The 16,260-nt window shown below is 60.3% G+C and carries 14 protein-coding genes; 9 read left to right on the forward strand and 5 right to left on the reverse strand.

The window, feature by feature from the left end; translation table 11 throughout:
* Positions 1–253: 253 nt before the first annotated feature.
* From KP705_RS21145 to KP705_RS13020, 8 genes are all read left to right on the forward strand, one after another.
* Positions 254–1,279, forward strand: a complete 1,026-nt coding sequence (locus KP705_RS21145) for a zinc-binding dehydrogenase (protein WP_215764595.1) — start codon at positions 254–256, stop codon at positions 1,277–1,279.
* Positions 1,273–2,040 (forward strand): SDR family NAD(P)-dependent oxidoreductase, encoded by a 768-nt coding sequence (locus tag KP705_RS12990; RefSeq protein ID WP_215764596.1) that lies wholly within the window; start codon positions 1,273–1,275, stop codon positions 2,038–2,040. The genes KP705_RS21145 and KP705_RS12990 overlap by 7 nt, the downstream gene beginning before the upstream one ends.
* A 35-nt stretch (positions 2,041–2,075) precedes the next feature.
* On the forward strand, positions 2,076–3,404 hold the full coding sequence (hisD, locus tag KP705_RS12995) for a histidinol dehydrogenase (RefSeq protein WP_215764597.1): 1,329 nt from the start codon (positions 2,076–2,078) through the stop codon (positions 3,402–3,404).
* Entirely contained in the window at positions 3,401–4,747 is a 1,347-nt protein-coding gene (locus tag KP705_RS13000; protein ID WP_215764598.1) for a hypothetical protein, read from the forward strand. Before hisD ends, KP705_RS13000 begins: the two co-directional genes overlap by 4 nt.
* A gap of 28 nt (positions 4,748–4,775) precedes the next feature.
* Positions 4,776–6,167 (forward strand): cytosine permease, encoded by a 1,392-nt coding sequence (locus KP705_RS13005; RefSeq protein WP_215764599.1) that lies wholly within the window; start codon positions 4,776–4,778, stop codon positions 6,165–6,167.
* A gap of 146 nt (positions 6,168–6,313) precedes the next feature.
* Positions 6,314–6,727 (forward strand): RidA family protein, encoded by a 414-nt coding sequence (locus KP705_RS13010; protein ID WP_023941591.1) that lies wholly within the window; start codon positions 6,314–6,316, stop codon positions 6,725–6,727.
* Between the two features lie 71 nt (positions 6,728–6,798).
* Positions 6,799–9,156 (forward strand): TonB-dependent receptor, encoded by a 2,358-nt coding sequence (locus KP705_RS13015; RefSeq protein ID WP_252348380.1) that lies wholly within the window; start codon positions 6,799–6,801, stop codon positions 9,154–9,156.
* Positions 9,157–9,161: 5 nt separating this feature from the next.
* Entirely contained in the window at positions 9,162–10,775 is a 1,614-nt protein-coding gene (locus KP705_RS13020) for a GMC family oxidoreductase (RefSeq protein WP_215764600.1), read from the forward strand.
* 14 nt (positions 10,776–10,789) lie between these two features.
* Here KP705_RS13020 and KP705_RS13025 read toward each other — a convergent pair whose 3' ends face one another.
* The 3 genes from KP705_RS13025 to KP705_RS13035 are packed head-to-tail and all read right to left on the reverse strand — an operon-like array spanning position 10,790 to position 13,942.
* A complete protein-coding gene (locus KP705_RS13025) occupies positions 10,790–11,467 on the reverse strand; it encodes a DUF1028 domain-containing protein (RefSeq protein ID WP_215764601.1) in 678 nt (225 codons plus the stop codon).
* A gap of 39 nt (positions 11,468–11,506) precedes the next feature.
* Entirely contained in the window at positions 11,507–12,685 is a 1,179-nt protein-coding gene (argE, locus tag KP705_RS13030; RefSeq protein ID WP_308267530.1) for an acetylornithine deacetylase, read from the reverse strand.
* A gap of 15 nt (positions 12,686–12,700) precedes the next feature.
* Positions 12,701–13,942, reverse strand: coding sequence for an NAD(P)/FAD-dependent oxidoreductase (locus KP705_RS13035; protein ID WP_215764602.1), 1,242 nt, complete (start codon positions 13,940–13,942; stop codon positions 12,701–12,703).
* 261 nt (positions 13,943–14,203) lie between these two features.
* Between KP705_RS13035 and KP705_RS13040 the strand changes: the two genes are divergently transcribed.
* On the forward strand, positions 14,204–14,935 hold the full coding sequence (locus KP705_RS13040) for a class II aldolase/adducin family protein (RefSeq protein WP_215764603.1): 732 nt from the start codon (positions 14,204–14,206) through the stop codon (positions 14,933–14,935).
* Positions 14,936–14,947: 12 nt separating this feature from the next.
* Here the strand turns inward: KP705_RS13040 and KP705_RS13045 are convergent, their stop codons facing one another.
* Both KP705_RS13045 and KP705_RS13050 read right to left on the reverse strand, forming a co-directional pair.
* Positions 14,948–15,874: a LysR substrate-binding domain-containing protein gene (locus KP705_RS13045; protein ID WP_215764604.1), complete on the reverse strand. Its 927-nt coding sequence runs from the start codon at positions 15,872–15,874 to the stop codon at positions 14,948–14,950.
* 124 nt (positions 15,875–15,998) lie between these two features.
* Positions 15,999–16,260: integrase core domain-containing protein (locus KP705_RS13050; RefSeq protein ID WP_215764605.1), on the reverse strand; the 262-nt coding region annotated here is incomplete at its 5' end.

Here is a 16,260-nt window from a genome sequence, read left to right on the forward strand (position 1 = left end):
CGTCCTTCTGCCAGTCAATCCGCCATACGGAAAGATGCTGATATTGCCACGATTTATTGCAACATCAGATCATTATAAAACACACATTTTTCCGGATTGGTAATGTGTTTCTGATGCATATTTCCTGAAGCCTTACCCCGGAAAAAGCTACGCGCAGATCCCTCGGATCGGTCTTTTCATTCCGACTTCATTATATCTATACCGAAAAGGAAGGTGAGGCCCGACCTCAGTCTGGTGGGAAAGGAAGAATTTCGTGCTTGCTGCCCGTTTTTCAGGCATCGGAGACATTCAGGTTCTTCCTGTCCCGATATCGCAGGACCTACCGGATGGCTGTGTCCGCATCCGGGTCGAGGCGGCAGGGATTTGCGGGTCCGACCTGCATAATTTCCGGACCGGCCAATGGCTTTCCCGCTGTCCTATCACACCGGGGCATGAATTTTCCGGAATAATCACGCAAACCAGCGGCGACTGCGGCTCCCTGACAGTCGGCACACACGTCATCGCGGATTCAAGAGTCGGGTGCGGAACCTGTCAGCGTTGCCAGTCAGGACTAAGAAACCTCTGCCGGAACCTCAGCTTCGTCGGAGAAAGCTGCGACGGCGGGTTTGCACAGGAGGTGATTCTCCCAGCCACTCAAGTCCTGCCGTTCCCCGACACACTCCCACTGAGATATGGCGCCCTCGTCGAGCCTCTTTCCGTCTCCCTCCACGCCGTCAACCGCCTCGCGCCGACACCAGGTTCTCCGGTCGTCATCTGCGGCGGTGGCACGATTGGAGGACTGGCCGCCCTCCTGCTTCGGCAGCAGGGCCATGACGTCCATATGCTTGAGCGCAGTATCGGGCGCCAGACACTCCTCGCCGAAACCATCGGCACGGCCCCTCTCCCTCTAGACGCAGAAGATTGGAACATCCTGTTCGGCTCAGAAGGCCCCGCGTTTATTCTCGACGCCACCGGCGCCGCCACCGTTGTGGAAATGGCCTGCCAGCGCCTCGCTCCAGGCGGCAGACTCGTGCTGGCCGGCATTTTCCATCACACGCCCCGGATCGACCTCAACGTGGTCGTAGAACGGGAACTCGACATCCGAGGCGTCAGCGCCTTTGCAGATGAAATGCCCGAGGCCATCCAGCGGCTCCCCGGCCTCATTCCGTTTCTCGACCGCCTGATCACTCCGGCCGCAGCCCTCACAGATCTTCCAGTTCTCTATACCCACCTGCTCTCAGGCTCGGAAAAACGCCTGAAAACCCTGATCGCCCCCAACGGTACGGACGGAACATGGTAGAGAGTTCCCCCCTCTTCTCGCTGGCAGGCAAAACATCCTTCATCACCGGCGGCGGACGCGGCCTGGGCAAAGCCATGGCCCTGCACTTCGCCCGTTGCGGCGCAAACGTCTGGATTTCCGGACGCAACGCCGACACCCTTGAGGCAGCCCGCTCCGAAGCCCTCTCCAACGGTCTGACCCTGCATCCGCTCGTCATGGATGTCAGCAAACTCGACACGATCCGCGAGGCCTTCTCCCGGATCGCCCACGAAAGCCAAACGCTCGACATCCTCGTCAACAATGCCGGTGACGAAACCCTCCGTGCCTGCGACGACGTGGACGAAGCCCTGTGGGACCGCCTTCTGGACACCAATCTGAAAGGTCCGTTCTTCGTGGCCCAGCAGGCCGCCCGCCTGATGCCGGACGGAGGCAGCATCATCAACCTCGCCTCCCTCACCTCGGCTGCGGGCGTCGCAAAAGCCGTCCCCTACAGCGCATCGAAATCCGGCATCCTTGGCCTAACACGCAGCCTCGCCGTCGAATGGGCGCCTCGGGGCATCCGGGTCAACGCCCTGGCGCCCGGCTACTTCCATACGGACATGACCGACACGTTCTTCCGCAACGACGCATGGCGGGAAAAGATGCTGTCGAGCATCCCCCTCGCACGCTTCGGCCTGCCTGACGACCTCGCAGGCCCCCTGCAATTCCTCTGCGCCCCAGCCTCCGCCTACATCACCGGACAGGTCCTGTACGTGGACGGCGGAACACTCGCCGCGCTCTGATCCCTCCAACCTTCCGACCCGAAAAGAGAGACCCGATGCCTGAAAACATCACCTTCCATGATCTGACCCAGACCGGGACAATCCCCGAAGGACTGCTGCAACGGACAGAGAGCGACCTCTCGGTGTTCTTCGAGCGCGTCAAACCAATCATCGAGCGCGTCTGCACCGAAGGCGACGCCGCCCTTCGTCATTTCGCACAGGCTTTCGACGGTGTGACCGCCCCCGAAATGAGCATCCGGGCCACGCCGGAAGAGTTCGACGCCGCCTTCACCAGCATCGAACCAGACGTCCTCGAATCCATCAAATACGGCATCAGGAACATCCGCCGTTTTCATGAAGCACAGAAGCCGGAAGACAGCTGGATGATCGAGGTCCAGCCCGGCATCTGGGCCGGAGACCGCAACATACCCATCGACTCCGTGGCCTGTTACGTCCCGCGCGGCAAGGGCAGCTTCCCCAGCGTCGTGAACATGACGACCATACCCGGAAAAGTGGCGGGCGTCCCACGCCTGATCATCGTCACACCTCCCTCCCCCGACGGCACCGTCGACGCCGGAACCCTCGTGGCCGCCCGCCTCATCGGGGTCGAGGAAGTCTATAAATGCGGCGGCGCACAGGCCGTCGCCGCCGTGGCCTTCGGGACGGAAACCGTGCCCGCCTGCGCCAAGATCGTCGGCCCCGGCAGCCCGTATGTCGTCGCCGCCAAGCGCCTCCTATCCGACCGGATCGACCCCGGCATCCCCGCAGGACCCAGCGAGAGCATCATTCTGACCGATGACAGCGTCGATCCGGTTCTCGCCGCGCTGGACCTCATCATCGAGTCCGAACACGGCCCGGATTCCTCCGCCTGGCTCGTCACCTGCAGCCGGCGCGTGGCCGAAGGCGTCATCGCCGCCCTGCCCGCACACTGGGCCAAAATGAACCCCAAGCGCGCCGATTTCTCCCGCACCGTTCTGGGCGGCGCCCATGGCGGCGTGATCCTGACCAAAGACTTCAGCGCCGCCGTCGATTTCACAAACGCCTACGCACCCGAACATCTCGAAATCCTGACAGTCGATCCGATGGCGGATCTCGGCCGCATCCGCAACGCAGGCGAAGTCCTCCTCGGTACCGCCTCACCCGTCACACTGTGCAACTACGTCCTCGGCCCGAACGCCGTGCTCCCGACGAACCGGGCCGCCCGCACCCACTCCCCGCTTTCGGTCCATGACTTCATGAAGCGCATGTCCTTCGCACGCGTCTCGCCCGAAGCGTACCCCGAAGCCGCGCGCCATGCGGAACGTTTCGCCCGCTACGAAAACTTCTCGGGCCATGCCCGTGCCGTCTCCTCAGCCCGCCCCATGCCGAAGATCCAACCCCGATGAACCCCGAAGCAGCCAGCGCCGAACCCGTTAGCGCGGCAGGCATCCTTGCCGCGGTCCGGAGCGGAAATCCCGCTCTGGCTGCGGACCTCCTGTCGCGCATGATCGCAGAAGAATTCGGCTTCCACATCACGGACGTTACACTCGGCGCAGACGATTACAGCCTGAACTCCGTCAACGGATTCATGACCCGTGACACCGGGGAACGGTTTTTCTTTAAATTCCACCATGAAGAAAACGAAGACTCCGTCCTTCAGGAATTCTACAGGGGCGAAATCCTGCTCGAAGCAGGATTTCCGGTCGATATGCCCGCCCATGTCTGCCGCCGTGTCGGGCGGCAGATCCTGCTCTACCCGCTCAAAACCATCCCGAAGCTCGCCGATGCCGCCCGCGCCGTTGACGGAGACACGCCCCTGCCCGGCGCAGACGCCCCGTCCCTCAGACACGCCCAGCAGGACCTGGACGCCCTGAGCGCCACGCTCTACCTGCGCTCATGGCACCCGATCACCGGCCAACAGAGCGCGGACGAACCCATCCACCAGCTCTTTTATTATCGCCTCACCACCCCGGACCAACCGCCCGGCACGCTCGGCAGCCGCGCAAAGAAATTCTTTGCCCCCGAACGGACTTTCACATTTCCGGACGCAACCCTTACCGGCCACGAGCTTCTCGAACTGCACTGGGTGATCGACGGCATCCGCTACGACCGTACCCTGAAAGACTGCTTTTACAACGCGCTGAAAAACCTGTCGCCCGAGGCACTGGCCCAAAGCGGCGGCGTGGTGGCTCACGGAGACGCCCATAACGCAAATGTCTGGTTCAACCCCGACACCACCAGCCTCACCCTGTTCGACCCCGCTTTCGCCGGGCGTCACATTCCGGCCTTGCTGGCCGAAATCAAGGCCACGTTTCACAACATTTTCGCCCATGCGGACTGGCTCTATCATTCCGCAGAGCTGAAAACCTGCCCCGCAATCCGGATCAGCAACGGAACGGCGTTGGTCACGACAAACTGGTCGCTCCCGCCCCTGCGACAGGCCTTCCTTCAGGACAAGGCCCGCCTCCTGTGGCGCCCCCTGCTCGAAGGTCTGGCGCAACGTGATGCACTCCCCGACAGCTGGCGCGAAACAATCCGCTCCGGCCTGTTCTGCTGCCCCACCCTCGTCATGGATCTCTGCGCCCCGTCGGAAGAAAACCCCAAAAGCCGCCACACGCCCGCCTCCTCCCTGACCGGTCTGGCCATCGCCCTGATGGGCGGGGCAGAACCCGAAAGTGCGGACGTGATCTCACGCTTTCTAGGGACTATCGACCCGTCCAGTACAATGCCAGAGTGGAACGATCTCTGAACCAGAAAACGGGAAAGATCCTGCCTTCATGAACCCGTCCCACAACAAGACCGTTCAGGAAACCACAACATCGGCCTTTGCCATTGAAAACGAAACGATCTTTCCCATCCCCGAAGACCGCCGCCACGGCAACGCCTGGTCGCTGCTGATGGTCTGGATCGGCGCCAACCAGAACATCATGGCCGTCATGACTGGCCTGCTGTACCCGACCATCTGCCACCTCTCCCTCGGCTGGTCCCTCCTCGCCATTCTCTCGGGCAACCTGCTGGGCGGAATCTTTATGGCCCTCCACGCCGCACAGGGTCCCCATCTCGGCATCCCGCAGATGCAGCAGACCCGCGGTCAGTTCGGCTCCACAGGCAGCCTATTGATAATTGCCATCATCATCCTGATGTATGTCGGCTTTACCTCGACCTTCTTCGCAATCAGCCGCGAACAGATTGTGCAGGTCTTCGGCCCCTCCGTCAGTCAGCTTCCCATCTGGATTTCCGTTATCGTCATCGGTGCCCTCTGCGCGATCGGTCATAACGTGATCGAACGGTTCATCTGCGGCTTCATTCCCGTCGCCGCCATTACGTTTGTCCTGCTGGCCTTCGCCTACATGTCCGCATCCGGCGGCCATCTCGCCCAGCCGTTCTGGCAGTCCCCCACACTCCACGACTTCCTGACGGCCCTGTCGCTCGGCGTCCTGTGGCAGATCGCCTACGCCCCCTATGTTTCCGATTACACACGCTATCTCCCCTCCGCGACCGGAGAGCGCACGGCGTTTCTCGTCTGCCTGACCGGCAGCGTCATCGGCACCGCCTTCCCGACCTTCATCGGCTCCTATCTCGGTAGCACCGGCTTTTCAGGAAGCATGTACGACGCCGTCAGGCCCTGGTCTCCGCTCCTGCCAATCGTACTGTTCGCGATCATCATGATCTCGACGCTGGTGAGTTGCACTATGCAGATCTATTGCGCCGCCCTCTCATCCCTGACCTTTCTGCAGACATTCCGCCCCAACTGGATCCCGACCAGCCGTTCCCGCGCCTTCGCCGCGCTTACGTTGTGCCTATGCTGCGCCGTTATCACGATCAATCTGAGCGGAAACGTACTGCAAATCCTCGACAACGTCATCGCGCTACTCCTCGCCGTCCTGTCTCCGTGGACGGCCATCAACCTCGTCGATTACTATCTGGTTCGGCACGGAGCTTACGATATTACCTCTCTGTTTCGGCATGATGGCGGCGTGTACGGCCGCGCCAACCGCCCGGCCTTGCTGTGCTATGCCATCGGCGTCATCGTACAGATTCCATTCCTGTCGAACGGACTCTATACCGGCCCGCTCGCCCGCGACCTTGGCGGTATCGACATCTCGTGGATCATCGGAATTTTCGTCCCTGGCGTGCTTTATCTGGCACTGGCACGACATCGGAACTGACGTCCCAGCTCGCTGCGGACGTCTTCTTCGGTTTTTCCGAAGCGCTTCCCCATACATCCGTTCTTTAACTCATCGCACCGAATTGCAACCATTCCTCTATCGCACCAAACTCGCATTAGGCGCGAAGAGTTTGAGGAAACAATTCCATGCCCATTCACACCAGAATCCGCCCCTTCAATACGAAGGACACCTATCCCGAGCAAAACCTCGACAACGACCTCTGCCAGGCCGTCGTCGCAGGAAACACCGTCTATGTCCGCGGACAGGTCCCGCAGGACCTCGACACGCGTGAAAACGTCTGCGTCGGCGATCCAGTCGGACAGGCCCACAAGGTCATGGAAAACATCACCCTTCTCCTGAAGGAATCCGGCTCCGACCTGTCCCATATCTGCAAGGTCACGGTCTACCTCACCGACATCCGCTACCGCGAAGCCACCTATCGCGTCCTCGGACAGCACCTCAAAGGGGTTTTCCCCGTCTTCACAGGACTGGTCGTCGTCGCCCTTGCCCGCCCCGAGTGGCTGATCGAAGTGGACGTTATCGCCGTCATCCCCGGCTGACCAACACCCCAAGCCCTCCTTCCTTAACGTACGTCCCGCGCCGCACGGGCCATTCATGCCGAGGTACCGCCATGCAGACGAAATCCCTGTTTTCACGCCATTGTTTGCTTCTCTCCTCGACAATTCTTCTGCTGGGAGGAGGCACGAAAACAGCCTTTGCGGCCCCAGGCAAACATCATTCCCCTGCTCATAGCACCCAGCCCTATGCTGCAATGTCCGCCCCAGCCCCGGCGCGTCAAAAACGCACCGCCGTGGACAACACTGGTCCCGGAGAGACGATCAGCGTCTCTGTCAGCCGCCACAGGCCCGGCGGCGGCCTGATCAAACGCGAAACTGCGGCCCGCTCCGTCAGCACCGTTTCGCACGAATTCATCGCCAAACAGTCTCCGGCCTCCAACACCCTGGCCCTCGTCACCCTCTCCCCCGGCGCCAACGTCGCCATGGGAGACCCTTTCGGTGTCACCGATCAGTCCTCCGTCAGCGTCCGCGGCCTCAACCAGCAGGAAATCGGCTACATCTTCGAAGGCGCGCCGATGAACGACCCAGACAATTACACCCCGAACTCGTCGGAATGGGTAGACAGCGAGAACATGGAGAGTGTCCAACTCCAGCAGGGCGCGCCGGATATTGAAATTCCGACCGTTTATTCTGCGGGTGGTACGATGAACGTGCGGATCCGCAATCCGGAATATACGCGTTCCGGACAGGTGGATGTGAGCTATGGGTCGCATCAGATGAACCGGCAATTTCTGCGGTACGATACCGGGGAGATCGGACATACGGGGCTGCGGGCTTTTGCGTCGTTTTCGAACCTGACCAGCCGGGCCTGGCGTGGGCCAGGGCGGAACCTGCGCCGACATATGGATTTCAAGGCGATCAAGGACTGGGCACCGGAGAGCTATACGTCCCTGTCTTTCACCTACAACAACGAGAACACGGCCTGGTACAGCACGCCTTCGCTGGCAGCCTGGAACAAGAGTGGGCTTGGCGGCGGGATCAATCTGGACGGCACCTACAAATTCGGCGATTCCAACTATTACAAGGGGTTCCAGACGAACTGGACGGATTATTTCCTGAGCAGCCAGTCCCATCTGGCGCTGACCCACAAGCTTTCGCTAGATATTACGCCGTATTTCTATCACGGATCGGGAAATTATCCATTGGGCGTTTATACGATCCCGACGAGCGGTACCTATTATGACGGCACGCAGCCCATCAATGGCCAACTTGCGGGCAACACCTATTCCCAAGATGGCAATGTCGCCGCGAAATGGGACTGGTATGGACGCGAGAGCTATACTGGGCTGAATGCGGCGCTGCATTACGATTCCGGCATCAATCATCTGGTGGCAGGTGCGTGGTACGGTTACAGCGACATGAATGTGAGCGAGCCGTTCTCCGGGCTGGACGCAGCGGGAAATGTTTCAAACTCGCTGCTCAAGCTGACGGACGGGACCGTTCTCAATGGCTGGCGATATCATACGATCACGCAGATGGTCGGGCTATATGTCGGGGACGAAGTGCGGTTGCTCAATGATCGGCTGCATATCAATGTCGGGTTCAAGGAAGTCATGACCGCGCGCAACGGGACGCTCCAGCAGCCCGGCCCGCAATATGCCGTCGGCTACAACTCGGCCGAACCGCTCCCGCGCATGTCAGTCAGCTACAAGGTGAATGACAACATCCAGCTTTTCGCCAATGCGACGACGAGTTTCCGCGTTCCGATGGGGTCTGCGTTCTACAACCAGTATAACAGCCCGTATGATGCAAGCCTTTACCAGACGGCGAACACGCATCTGAAGGACGAATACAGCATCGCCGAGGAACTGGGCGCACGATATCACAACAACTGGGTCACAGGGTCGGTGACGCTGTTCAACTATAACTTCGTTCACCATGCCATCAACCAGTACATCAATGCCGTTCCGTACTTCCTTGATGCGGGCGGAATGACGTCGCGGGGCGTGGATGCGGAGCTGGGCTTTACGCCCTGGCATCACTTCTCTCCGTATGTGTCGGCGGAATATCTTTACGCGACCAACGACAACAACATCACGATGGGCGGCGTGACCTATGCCACGAAGGGCAAGATCGCAACGTCCGCACCACGCTGGATGGCGGCGGTTGGCGTTCAATACGATGACGGCACGTTCTTCGGCAGCGTATCCATGAAATATGTCGACAAGGAATACGGCACGTTCATGAATGACGAACGCATTCCAGGTCACAAGCAGGTGGACATGATGCTGGGCGCCCGCACACATGACATCGGATTTTTCAAGAAGCCGAGCATCCGCCTGAACATCGTCAATCTGGGCGACAGCCATTATCTGTCGGGCGTTTACAGCACGGGGCCGGTTGCGGGAACGTCCAGCTATTATGTGGCGCCGTCCTTCGCCTGTCTTGCGACCGTTTCCACGGGGTTCTGAAGATCATGCAGAACGATCTCTCCCGGTCTTTTGATTTCATCGTCGTGGGCGCCGGTTCTGCGGGGTGCGTACTTGCCAACCGCCTCAGCGCTGATGAGCGTTTCAGCGTCTGTCTCGTCGAGGCGGGGGGTAACGACCATACGCCGAGAATCCGCATTCCAGCTGGGACGATAACGCTCTACAAAAGCGGGCGCTTCGCCTATCAGTTCCACTCAACCCCGCAGGAGCATCTAGCGGGGCGGCGCATTCATGTGCCGCGCGGCAAGGCGCTGGGCGGGTCAACCACGCTCAACAGCATGATTTATATCCGGGGCGACCGCACGGATTACGATCACTGGCAGGCTCTGGGCTGTACAGGCTGGGGATGGGACGACGTTCTGCCCGAGTTCCGAGACCTCGAACACTGTCACCGGCAGCTTGATCCGGCGTATCACGGTTTCAAAGGCGAACTGGATGTCACGACGCCGCGCGACGTCAATCCGCTGTCGCGCCGTTTCGTTCAGGCCGGTGTCAGCGCGGGGTTGCCGGAGAATACCGATTTCAACGGCCCGACGCTGGAAGGGGTGGGCCTGTATGACGTGACGCAACGCAATGGCTATCGGCTGAGTGCGTATCGGGCATTCGTTCATCCGATCCTGAAGCGGCCGAATTTCAGCCTGATGTCTGGCGTGCAGGTGCGCAATCTGGTGATCGAGGACCGGATGGCGCGGGGCGTCGTGGTCGTTCAGGACGGCACAACCCGGCTGCTGCGAGCGGAGCGGGAAATCGTTCTGTGTGCGGGGGCGATCGGCTCTCCACAGATCCTGATGGCGTCCGGGATCGGGCGCAGCGCGGATCTGATCGCGGCGGGGATTTCACCGGTGCATCACCTGCCGGGCGTGGGCCAGAACCTTCAGGACCATCTGGACGGGCTGGTTACGGTGCGCTCGAGCGATCATCGGACGCTGGGATTTTCCGGCCGGTCGCTCCCGTCTGTGCTGATGTCTCCGTTCAGGTTCCTATTCGGGCGCAAGGGGTGGCTGACCACGAATTATGTCGAGGCCGGTGGATTTGCGCGCACGTCCCTCGCCCGCGATGGCGTGCCGGATATCCAGTTTCATTTCGTGCCCGGTTATCGCAGTCCACGGGGGCGGCTGTTTGAATGGGGTCATGGGATTGCGATCCATACTTGTGTTCTGCGGCCCAAAAGCCGGGGCAGCATCCGGCTGGCGACGGATGGCTCAAACCAGCCGGTCATTGATTTCAGTTTCGCATCGGACCCGCACGATCTGGACGTTTTGTGTGAAGGCATCCGTGCGGCACGGCACATTCTGGCCCAGGGCGCCTTTGACGGAACCCGTGGCACGGAAGTCGCACCCGGCGAGGACGTGGCGGACAACGCTCAGATCCTGGAGTATCTGCGGCGAAGTGCGGCCACGGTCTTTCATCCTGCCGGTACATGTCGCATGGGCGTAGATGACAATGCGGTTGTAACTCCGCGCCTGACGGTGCGCGGTATTTCGGGGCTACGGGTGGCGGATGCGTCGATCATGCCGACGCTCATCAGCGGCAACACCAGCGCCCCGAGCATGATGATCGGGGCGAAGGCGGCGCGGATGATACTGCAAGATGCCGTTTGAGAAAAACGGGGGCCTTAACGGTCCCCCGGCACACCGTACGAAGGTGCGGAAAGCGGGTTGAGGCCGCGCGTGAGGTAGTCGCGCATCTGAGGCTGCCAGAGTGTCCACAGGCTCCGCAGATCGGTGAGCGGAGCGTTGCTCCAATCCACACGCAGGTCCACTAGCGGCCAGCTCTGTTCTTCCACGACGATCAGCCCGGCGGAATGGACCGGACCGGCCTCCCCGCCTGCTGAGAGACCGGCTTCCATGGCGAGGATCAGCCGTTCGGCCAGGTCCAGCGATGGGCTGGAGGCGTTGAAGGCGTCCTTCATGAGAGCCGGGACGTCCACGCTGGCCAACATGTTGCCTGCGGCAGCGACATTGGTTCCGGCAATCTCGGCGTGGCAGCCCAGAACCTGCTCTCCGGCCCAGAGTGCGGTGCTGCCGGTGCGATCGAGGACGACGAGCTGCCGGAATGCCGCAAATACGTTGCCGCGGACCAGAATGTCCCGGCATTCCGCTGCGGTTGCACCTCGCTCCAGCAGATCCAGCCCCGCGGGGCCGAGGCGGGGATCGGTGATGTTCTGGGTGGCGACGACGCCGACGCCGGCTCTGGCGAAGGCGCAGCGGCTGGCGACGGCGGGAGAGGACGACGAAACCGCCATCCCGAACTGGCCGGTGCGTTCACAGCGGGCGACAATGGAAAAGGTCATGGGCGGTGTCTTTCATGAAACGCGCGGCGTCTGGGTCGCTCATCGTCTGAGATGGTCGAGCACCCCGTCAAGGAAGCGTTCGGCGTCGGCCAGTTCGGGCAGGGTAATGTATTCGTCGGCCTTGTGGGCGCGCGCGATGGAACCGGGGCCGCAGACGATGCAGTCCAGTCCAAGCTGTTCCCCCAGAAGCCCCGCTTCAGTGCCGAAATCAATGACGCCGACCTGATTTTGCCCGGCTTCGTGCAGGACAAGGGAGCAGATGTCGCTCGAGGCGGTGGCGTTCAGGCCGGGATAGGCATTCGTGATCCGCAGTTCGATCTCGCCGCCGCCGAGTTTTTCCGTGGCCTGACGGGCGGCGTCTTCCAGCCAGGCCAGATAGGGCGCGCCTTCATAGCCGGGCAGAAGGCGCAGTTCGGCTGTGATCGTGCACAGGTCCGGGACGATGTTCAGCGCCGCTCCACCGGAAATCAGGCCTGCCTGCACGGTGGAGAACGGAACGCCAAAGCGTGTGTCGTGCCGTTCGGTCTGGCGGATGTGCTCCTGCAACCGCGAGAGCGCCGTGACCATGTCGCCTGCGAGGGTGATGGCGCTTTTGCCAAGGAACGGGTTTGCGGAATGGGCAGCCTGTCCGTGGCAGATGATTTCGAACGCGATTTTCCCTTTATGAGCGAGAGCGACCTGCATGCCCGTCGGCTCGCCCACGATGCAGCCGAGCGCACCCTGATCGTCGAATTCGCCGTCTTCGCGAATGCCTGCGATCAGGGAGCGGACCCCGAGGCAGCCGAGCTCTTCGTCATGGGAAATAGCGAGGTAAAGCGGGCGTTTGAGCGGCGGTGCACCCTCCGCGCCAGCCTTGCGGGCGAGGTTCAGCATACAGGCCAGGAAGCCTTTCATGTCGCTGCTGCCCCGGCCATACAGCCGGTCGTCGCGCCGTGTGAGGACGAACGGGTCCGACGACCAGTTCTGGCCGGTGACCGGCACCACGTCCGCATGGGCGGACAGGACGATGCCGCCTGCCGCCTTTGGGCCAATTGTGGCGAACAGGCTGTAGCGCCCCGGAACACCGTTGGAGGTGTCTCCGGGGATGCAGCGTACCCGCGCGCCAGAGGCCAGAAAATGCGCCTCGATCCAGTCTATGATGCCTCCGTTCGGCAGCCCGCAGACGCTGGGAAAGCCGACGAGCGACGAGAGGATGCTCTCGATTTCGGAAACGGACACCGGGCGCCTCCGCCGTCAGCCTGCCAGAGCCAGACGGCGGTCTGCGATATGCTCTCCGAGATAGTCCGCATCGTGCCAGACGCCCCAGATGAAGGGAGAAGCGCGCCGCGACAGCCAGGCCAGCCCCAGGAAATAGAGGCCCGGAACGACGGAGACGCCGCGTTCGTGGCGGGGGGCGCCACGGGCATCGAGGACGTCGATGTCGATCCAGCTGAAATCGAACTTGTAGCCGGTGGCCCAGATGACGGTTTTGATCCCGGCTGCTTTCAGGTCGAGGCTCCGGATCGGGTCTGTGGCGCAGGACGGGAGGGCACCGATGTTGCGGGCTTCGGGCTCTTCGGGGAGATCCAGTCCATTCGCCGTGACATAGGCATCTGCGGCGTCGAGCATCGACAGGTAGTTGGCATCGCCGCCTTCGATATTCTTCCGGAGATCCTGAGCGAAATGCAGGCAGCCATTCTCGAAGCTCTCGGTCCGGCCCAGCAGAGTCATGCCGCTGGCGGCGAGGTCACGGAAGTCGACAGTGTGGCCGCCATGAGCGCCGCTGACGGCGATGGTGACGTGTTCCGTATCGGGGCTGGGAACTTTCATGTCCCATAATCCCAGCACGCCAAGCCACCAGACGAAATCACGGCCACGGTAACGACGGGGCGGACGATCATGCGGACCGACGGACAGCCAGACGTCCCGACCGGAAGCGCGCAGTTCGTCCGCGATCTGTGCGCCGGACGACCCTGCCCCGATGACCAGAACGCCGCCATCGGCAATCTGCTGAGGATTTTTATAACTGTTCGAGTGCATCTGGTGCACGTCGAACTCTGCAGGGATGATGTCGGGGAAGGACGGCTTCTGGAACGGTCCGGTTGCGACGACGACGTTCTGTGCCCTGATGGTGCCGTCTGCCGTTTGCGCTTCAAATCCGATGCCGTCTGCGGCTTTGCGAAGGTGCCGTATTTCGACGCCGCAGCGAATGGGCATGTTGATCTGGGTGGCGTAGGATTCGAAATAGTCGACAATCTGGGCACGGGGGGCGAAGCCGTCGGGCGCTGTTTTGTTGAATGTCCGGTTCGGAAAACGGTCGTGCCAGGCGGGACCGTTAGCGACAAGGGAATCCCAGCGTTCGGCACGCCATCTCTGAGCAATGTTTCCGCGCTCCACAGCGAGATGCGGCACCCCTCTTTTGCCCAGGTGTTCGCTCATCGCCACGCCGGCCTGGCCCGCGCCAATGATGAGGGTATCAACGTTTTCCGTTGTCATGCTGGACATTTCCTACTGGACTGACAGAAGAATTCTTCCACAACTCAGGAAGACTTCTCCGTTGTTGTATGGAAACGATATGCCTCGAGAAACAATCGAATTAATTATCGTTGCTTAGTCTTTTCCTAAGAGTTTTTCGGTGTGCTGCATCGGAAAAACGGGGGGATGCATTTGATAAATCCGTCTTTGCCGTCCATCGGCGACTCTTTAGAACATCGGAAAGACCGATATTTCAGACCATCTTTCTCAAGGATCGCCTTCATGACCGCACATGACGAGAAAAAAGCACGGATTGATCTTGCCGCCGCCTTCCGTCTTGCAGCCCGGCTTGGAATGCATGAGGCCGTCGCAAACCATTTCAGTATGTCGGTTTCGCCAGATGGGTCGCGCTTTCTGATCAATCCGAAATGGCGGCATTTTTCGCGTATCCGGGCGAGCGATCTGGTTTTGGTCGATACGAACAATGCCGACAGTCTGGCTGCCTGCGATCTGGACCCGACTGCGTGGGCGATTCACGGACAATTGCATCGTCTGAATCCGGCGGCGCAGGTCGCGATGCATTTGCATCCGATCTACAGCACGACAATCTCTACACTGCGTGATCCTACGATTTTACCAATTGACCAAAACACGGCCCGCTATTTTAACAGGGTTGCCGTGGACACCCAGTATGGAGGCATGGCAGACAGCGAGGCGGAAGGCGCGCGCGTGGCATCTCTTCTGAAAGACAGAACGCGGCTGATGATGGGCAATCACGGCGTGCTGATCGTTGCGGAGACGGTTGGAGAAGCGTTCGATGACATGTATACAATCGAACGCGCGTGCCAGATCCTTGTAACTGCCTATTCCACAGGCCGTGAGCTTTCCGTTCTGTCGGACGACGTGGCGGAGAGAACGGCGCGGGACTGGGAAAAGATCCGGGATTTTTCCATTAGGCATTTCGAGGAAATGAAGCTCATCCTCGATCGGGAAGAGCCCGATTACGCCGAATAATCAGGGCCGGTCCTAGGCCAGGGGTTTCATGCCCGGAATTGCCGTGTCGGAAATCGAGGAGCGGCAGTGATGAGCAAAAAGGTCCAGCAGGCGCGATTTTCGGACGCCCTGCCATGTTGCCATGCCGATGACCATCGGGCGATGATCGCCTGACAGCCGCACGCGAACGACCTTCTTTCCGTCAAGGGCCATATCGGAACAGGGGCGGACATTCGCCAGTGTATAGCCATAGCCGTTGGCGACCATGGTTCGTACCACTTCCTGCTCGGCGGAGCGGGCGTAGATATTAGGTTGCAGGCCTTCGTGGTGATAGAGGGCGTTGAAATACTGCCTGCTGAGGGGAAGATCGAGGAAGATCATAGGCTCGGCCGCAAGCTCGGCCAGATCCACGGACGAGCGCTGCGCCAGATGATGGTTTTCGCTGACGAGGACATGTGGCGGAAGGCTGACCAGAGGAATGAACTCGATCCCGGGAGGAAGATGCAGGTCGTACGTGATGGCGATATCAATTTCGGCCTGTTTGAGTTTTTCGGCCAGCCATTCGTGATTAGACGCCACCTGACGGATTTCGGCGGCAGGGTAGCGCGTACAGAAACTGTGAACGAGTTCAGGCATGATCATGGGGGCAAGCGTGACCATTGAGCCCACCGAGAGCGCCCCCCTCACCTGATCTGTGGTTTCCGCAGCCAGAGAATAGAGGTTTTCAGCCATCCCCAGCACGCGCTTGGCCTCTTCCATTAGGATCTGCCCCACGGCTGTAAGGGACAAACCTTGCGCGTGGTGACGGATGAAGAGCTGGACGTTCAGTTCAAGCTCGAGATGGGAAATCGCCGTAGAGATGGAAGGTTGGGAAATCGAAAGGCGTTCGGACGCGTGCCGGATGGAGCCGGCCTCCCCGGCCGCCACAAAGTACTCTAACTGCCGGAGTGTATAACGCATTATGACAGCCTAACTCATTCGACGCGGAACGTATAACCGGAATATCGTTATGACTGGACCGAATACAAAAAAATTTCACTCCCGAATATCTTTGAGCGGCCGAGCTAGAGCATATCCGATCAATCTAGCTGTTTAGTCCCGTGGTTTGATGGGTTAGATTGATGATGAATTTTTCTGGGTCTGAAGTCCAGATTTTGCAGACGTACTCGTAAGGTGTGAGGCCACTGAGGGTCTTGAGCCTTCGCCCGAAATTATAGGCTGCCATGAAGTCGTTGAGGTGTGTCCTTAATTGCTCATGACTGTCGTAATGGAAGCGTTTGACGGTTGCTTCCTTGATTGTCYGGTTCATCCGCTCAACCTGACCGTTCGTCCAGGGATGATTGGGT

It is taken from the genome of Gluconobacter sp. P1D12_c, assembly GCF_018812105.1.
Lineage (GTDB): Bacteria > Pseudomonadota > Alphaproteobacteria > Acetobacterales > Acetobacteraceae > Gluconobacter > Gluconobacter oxydans_A.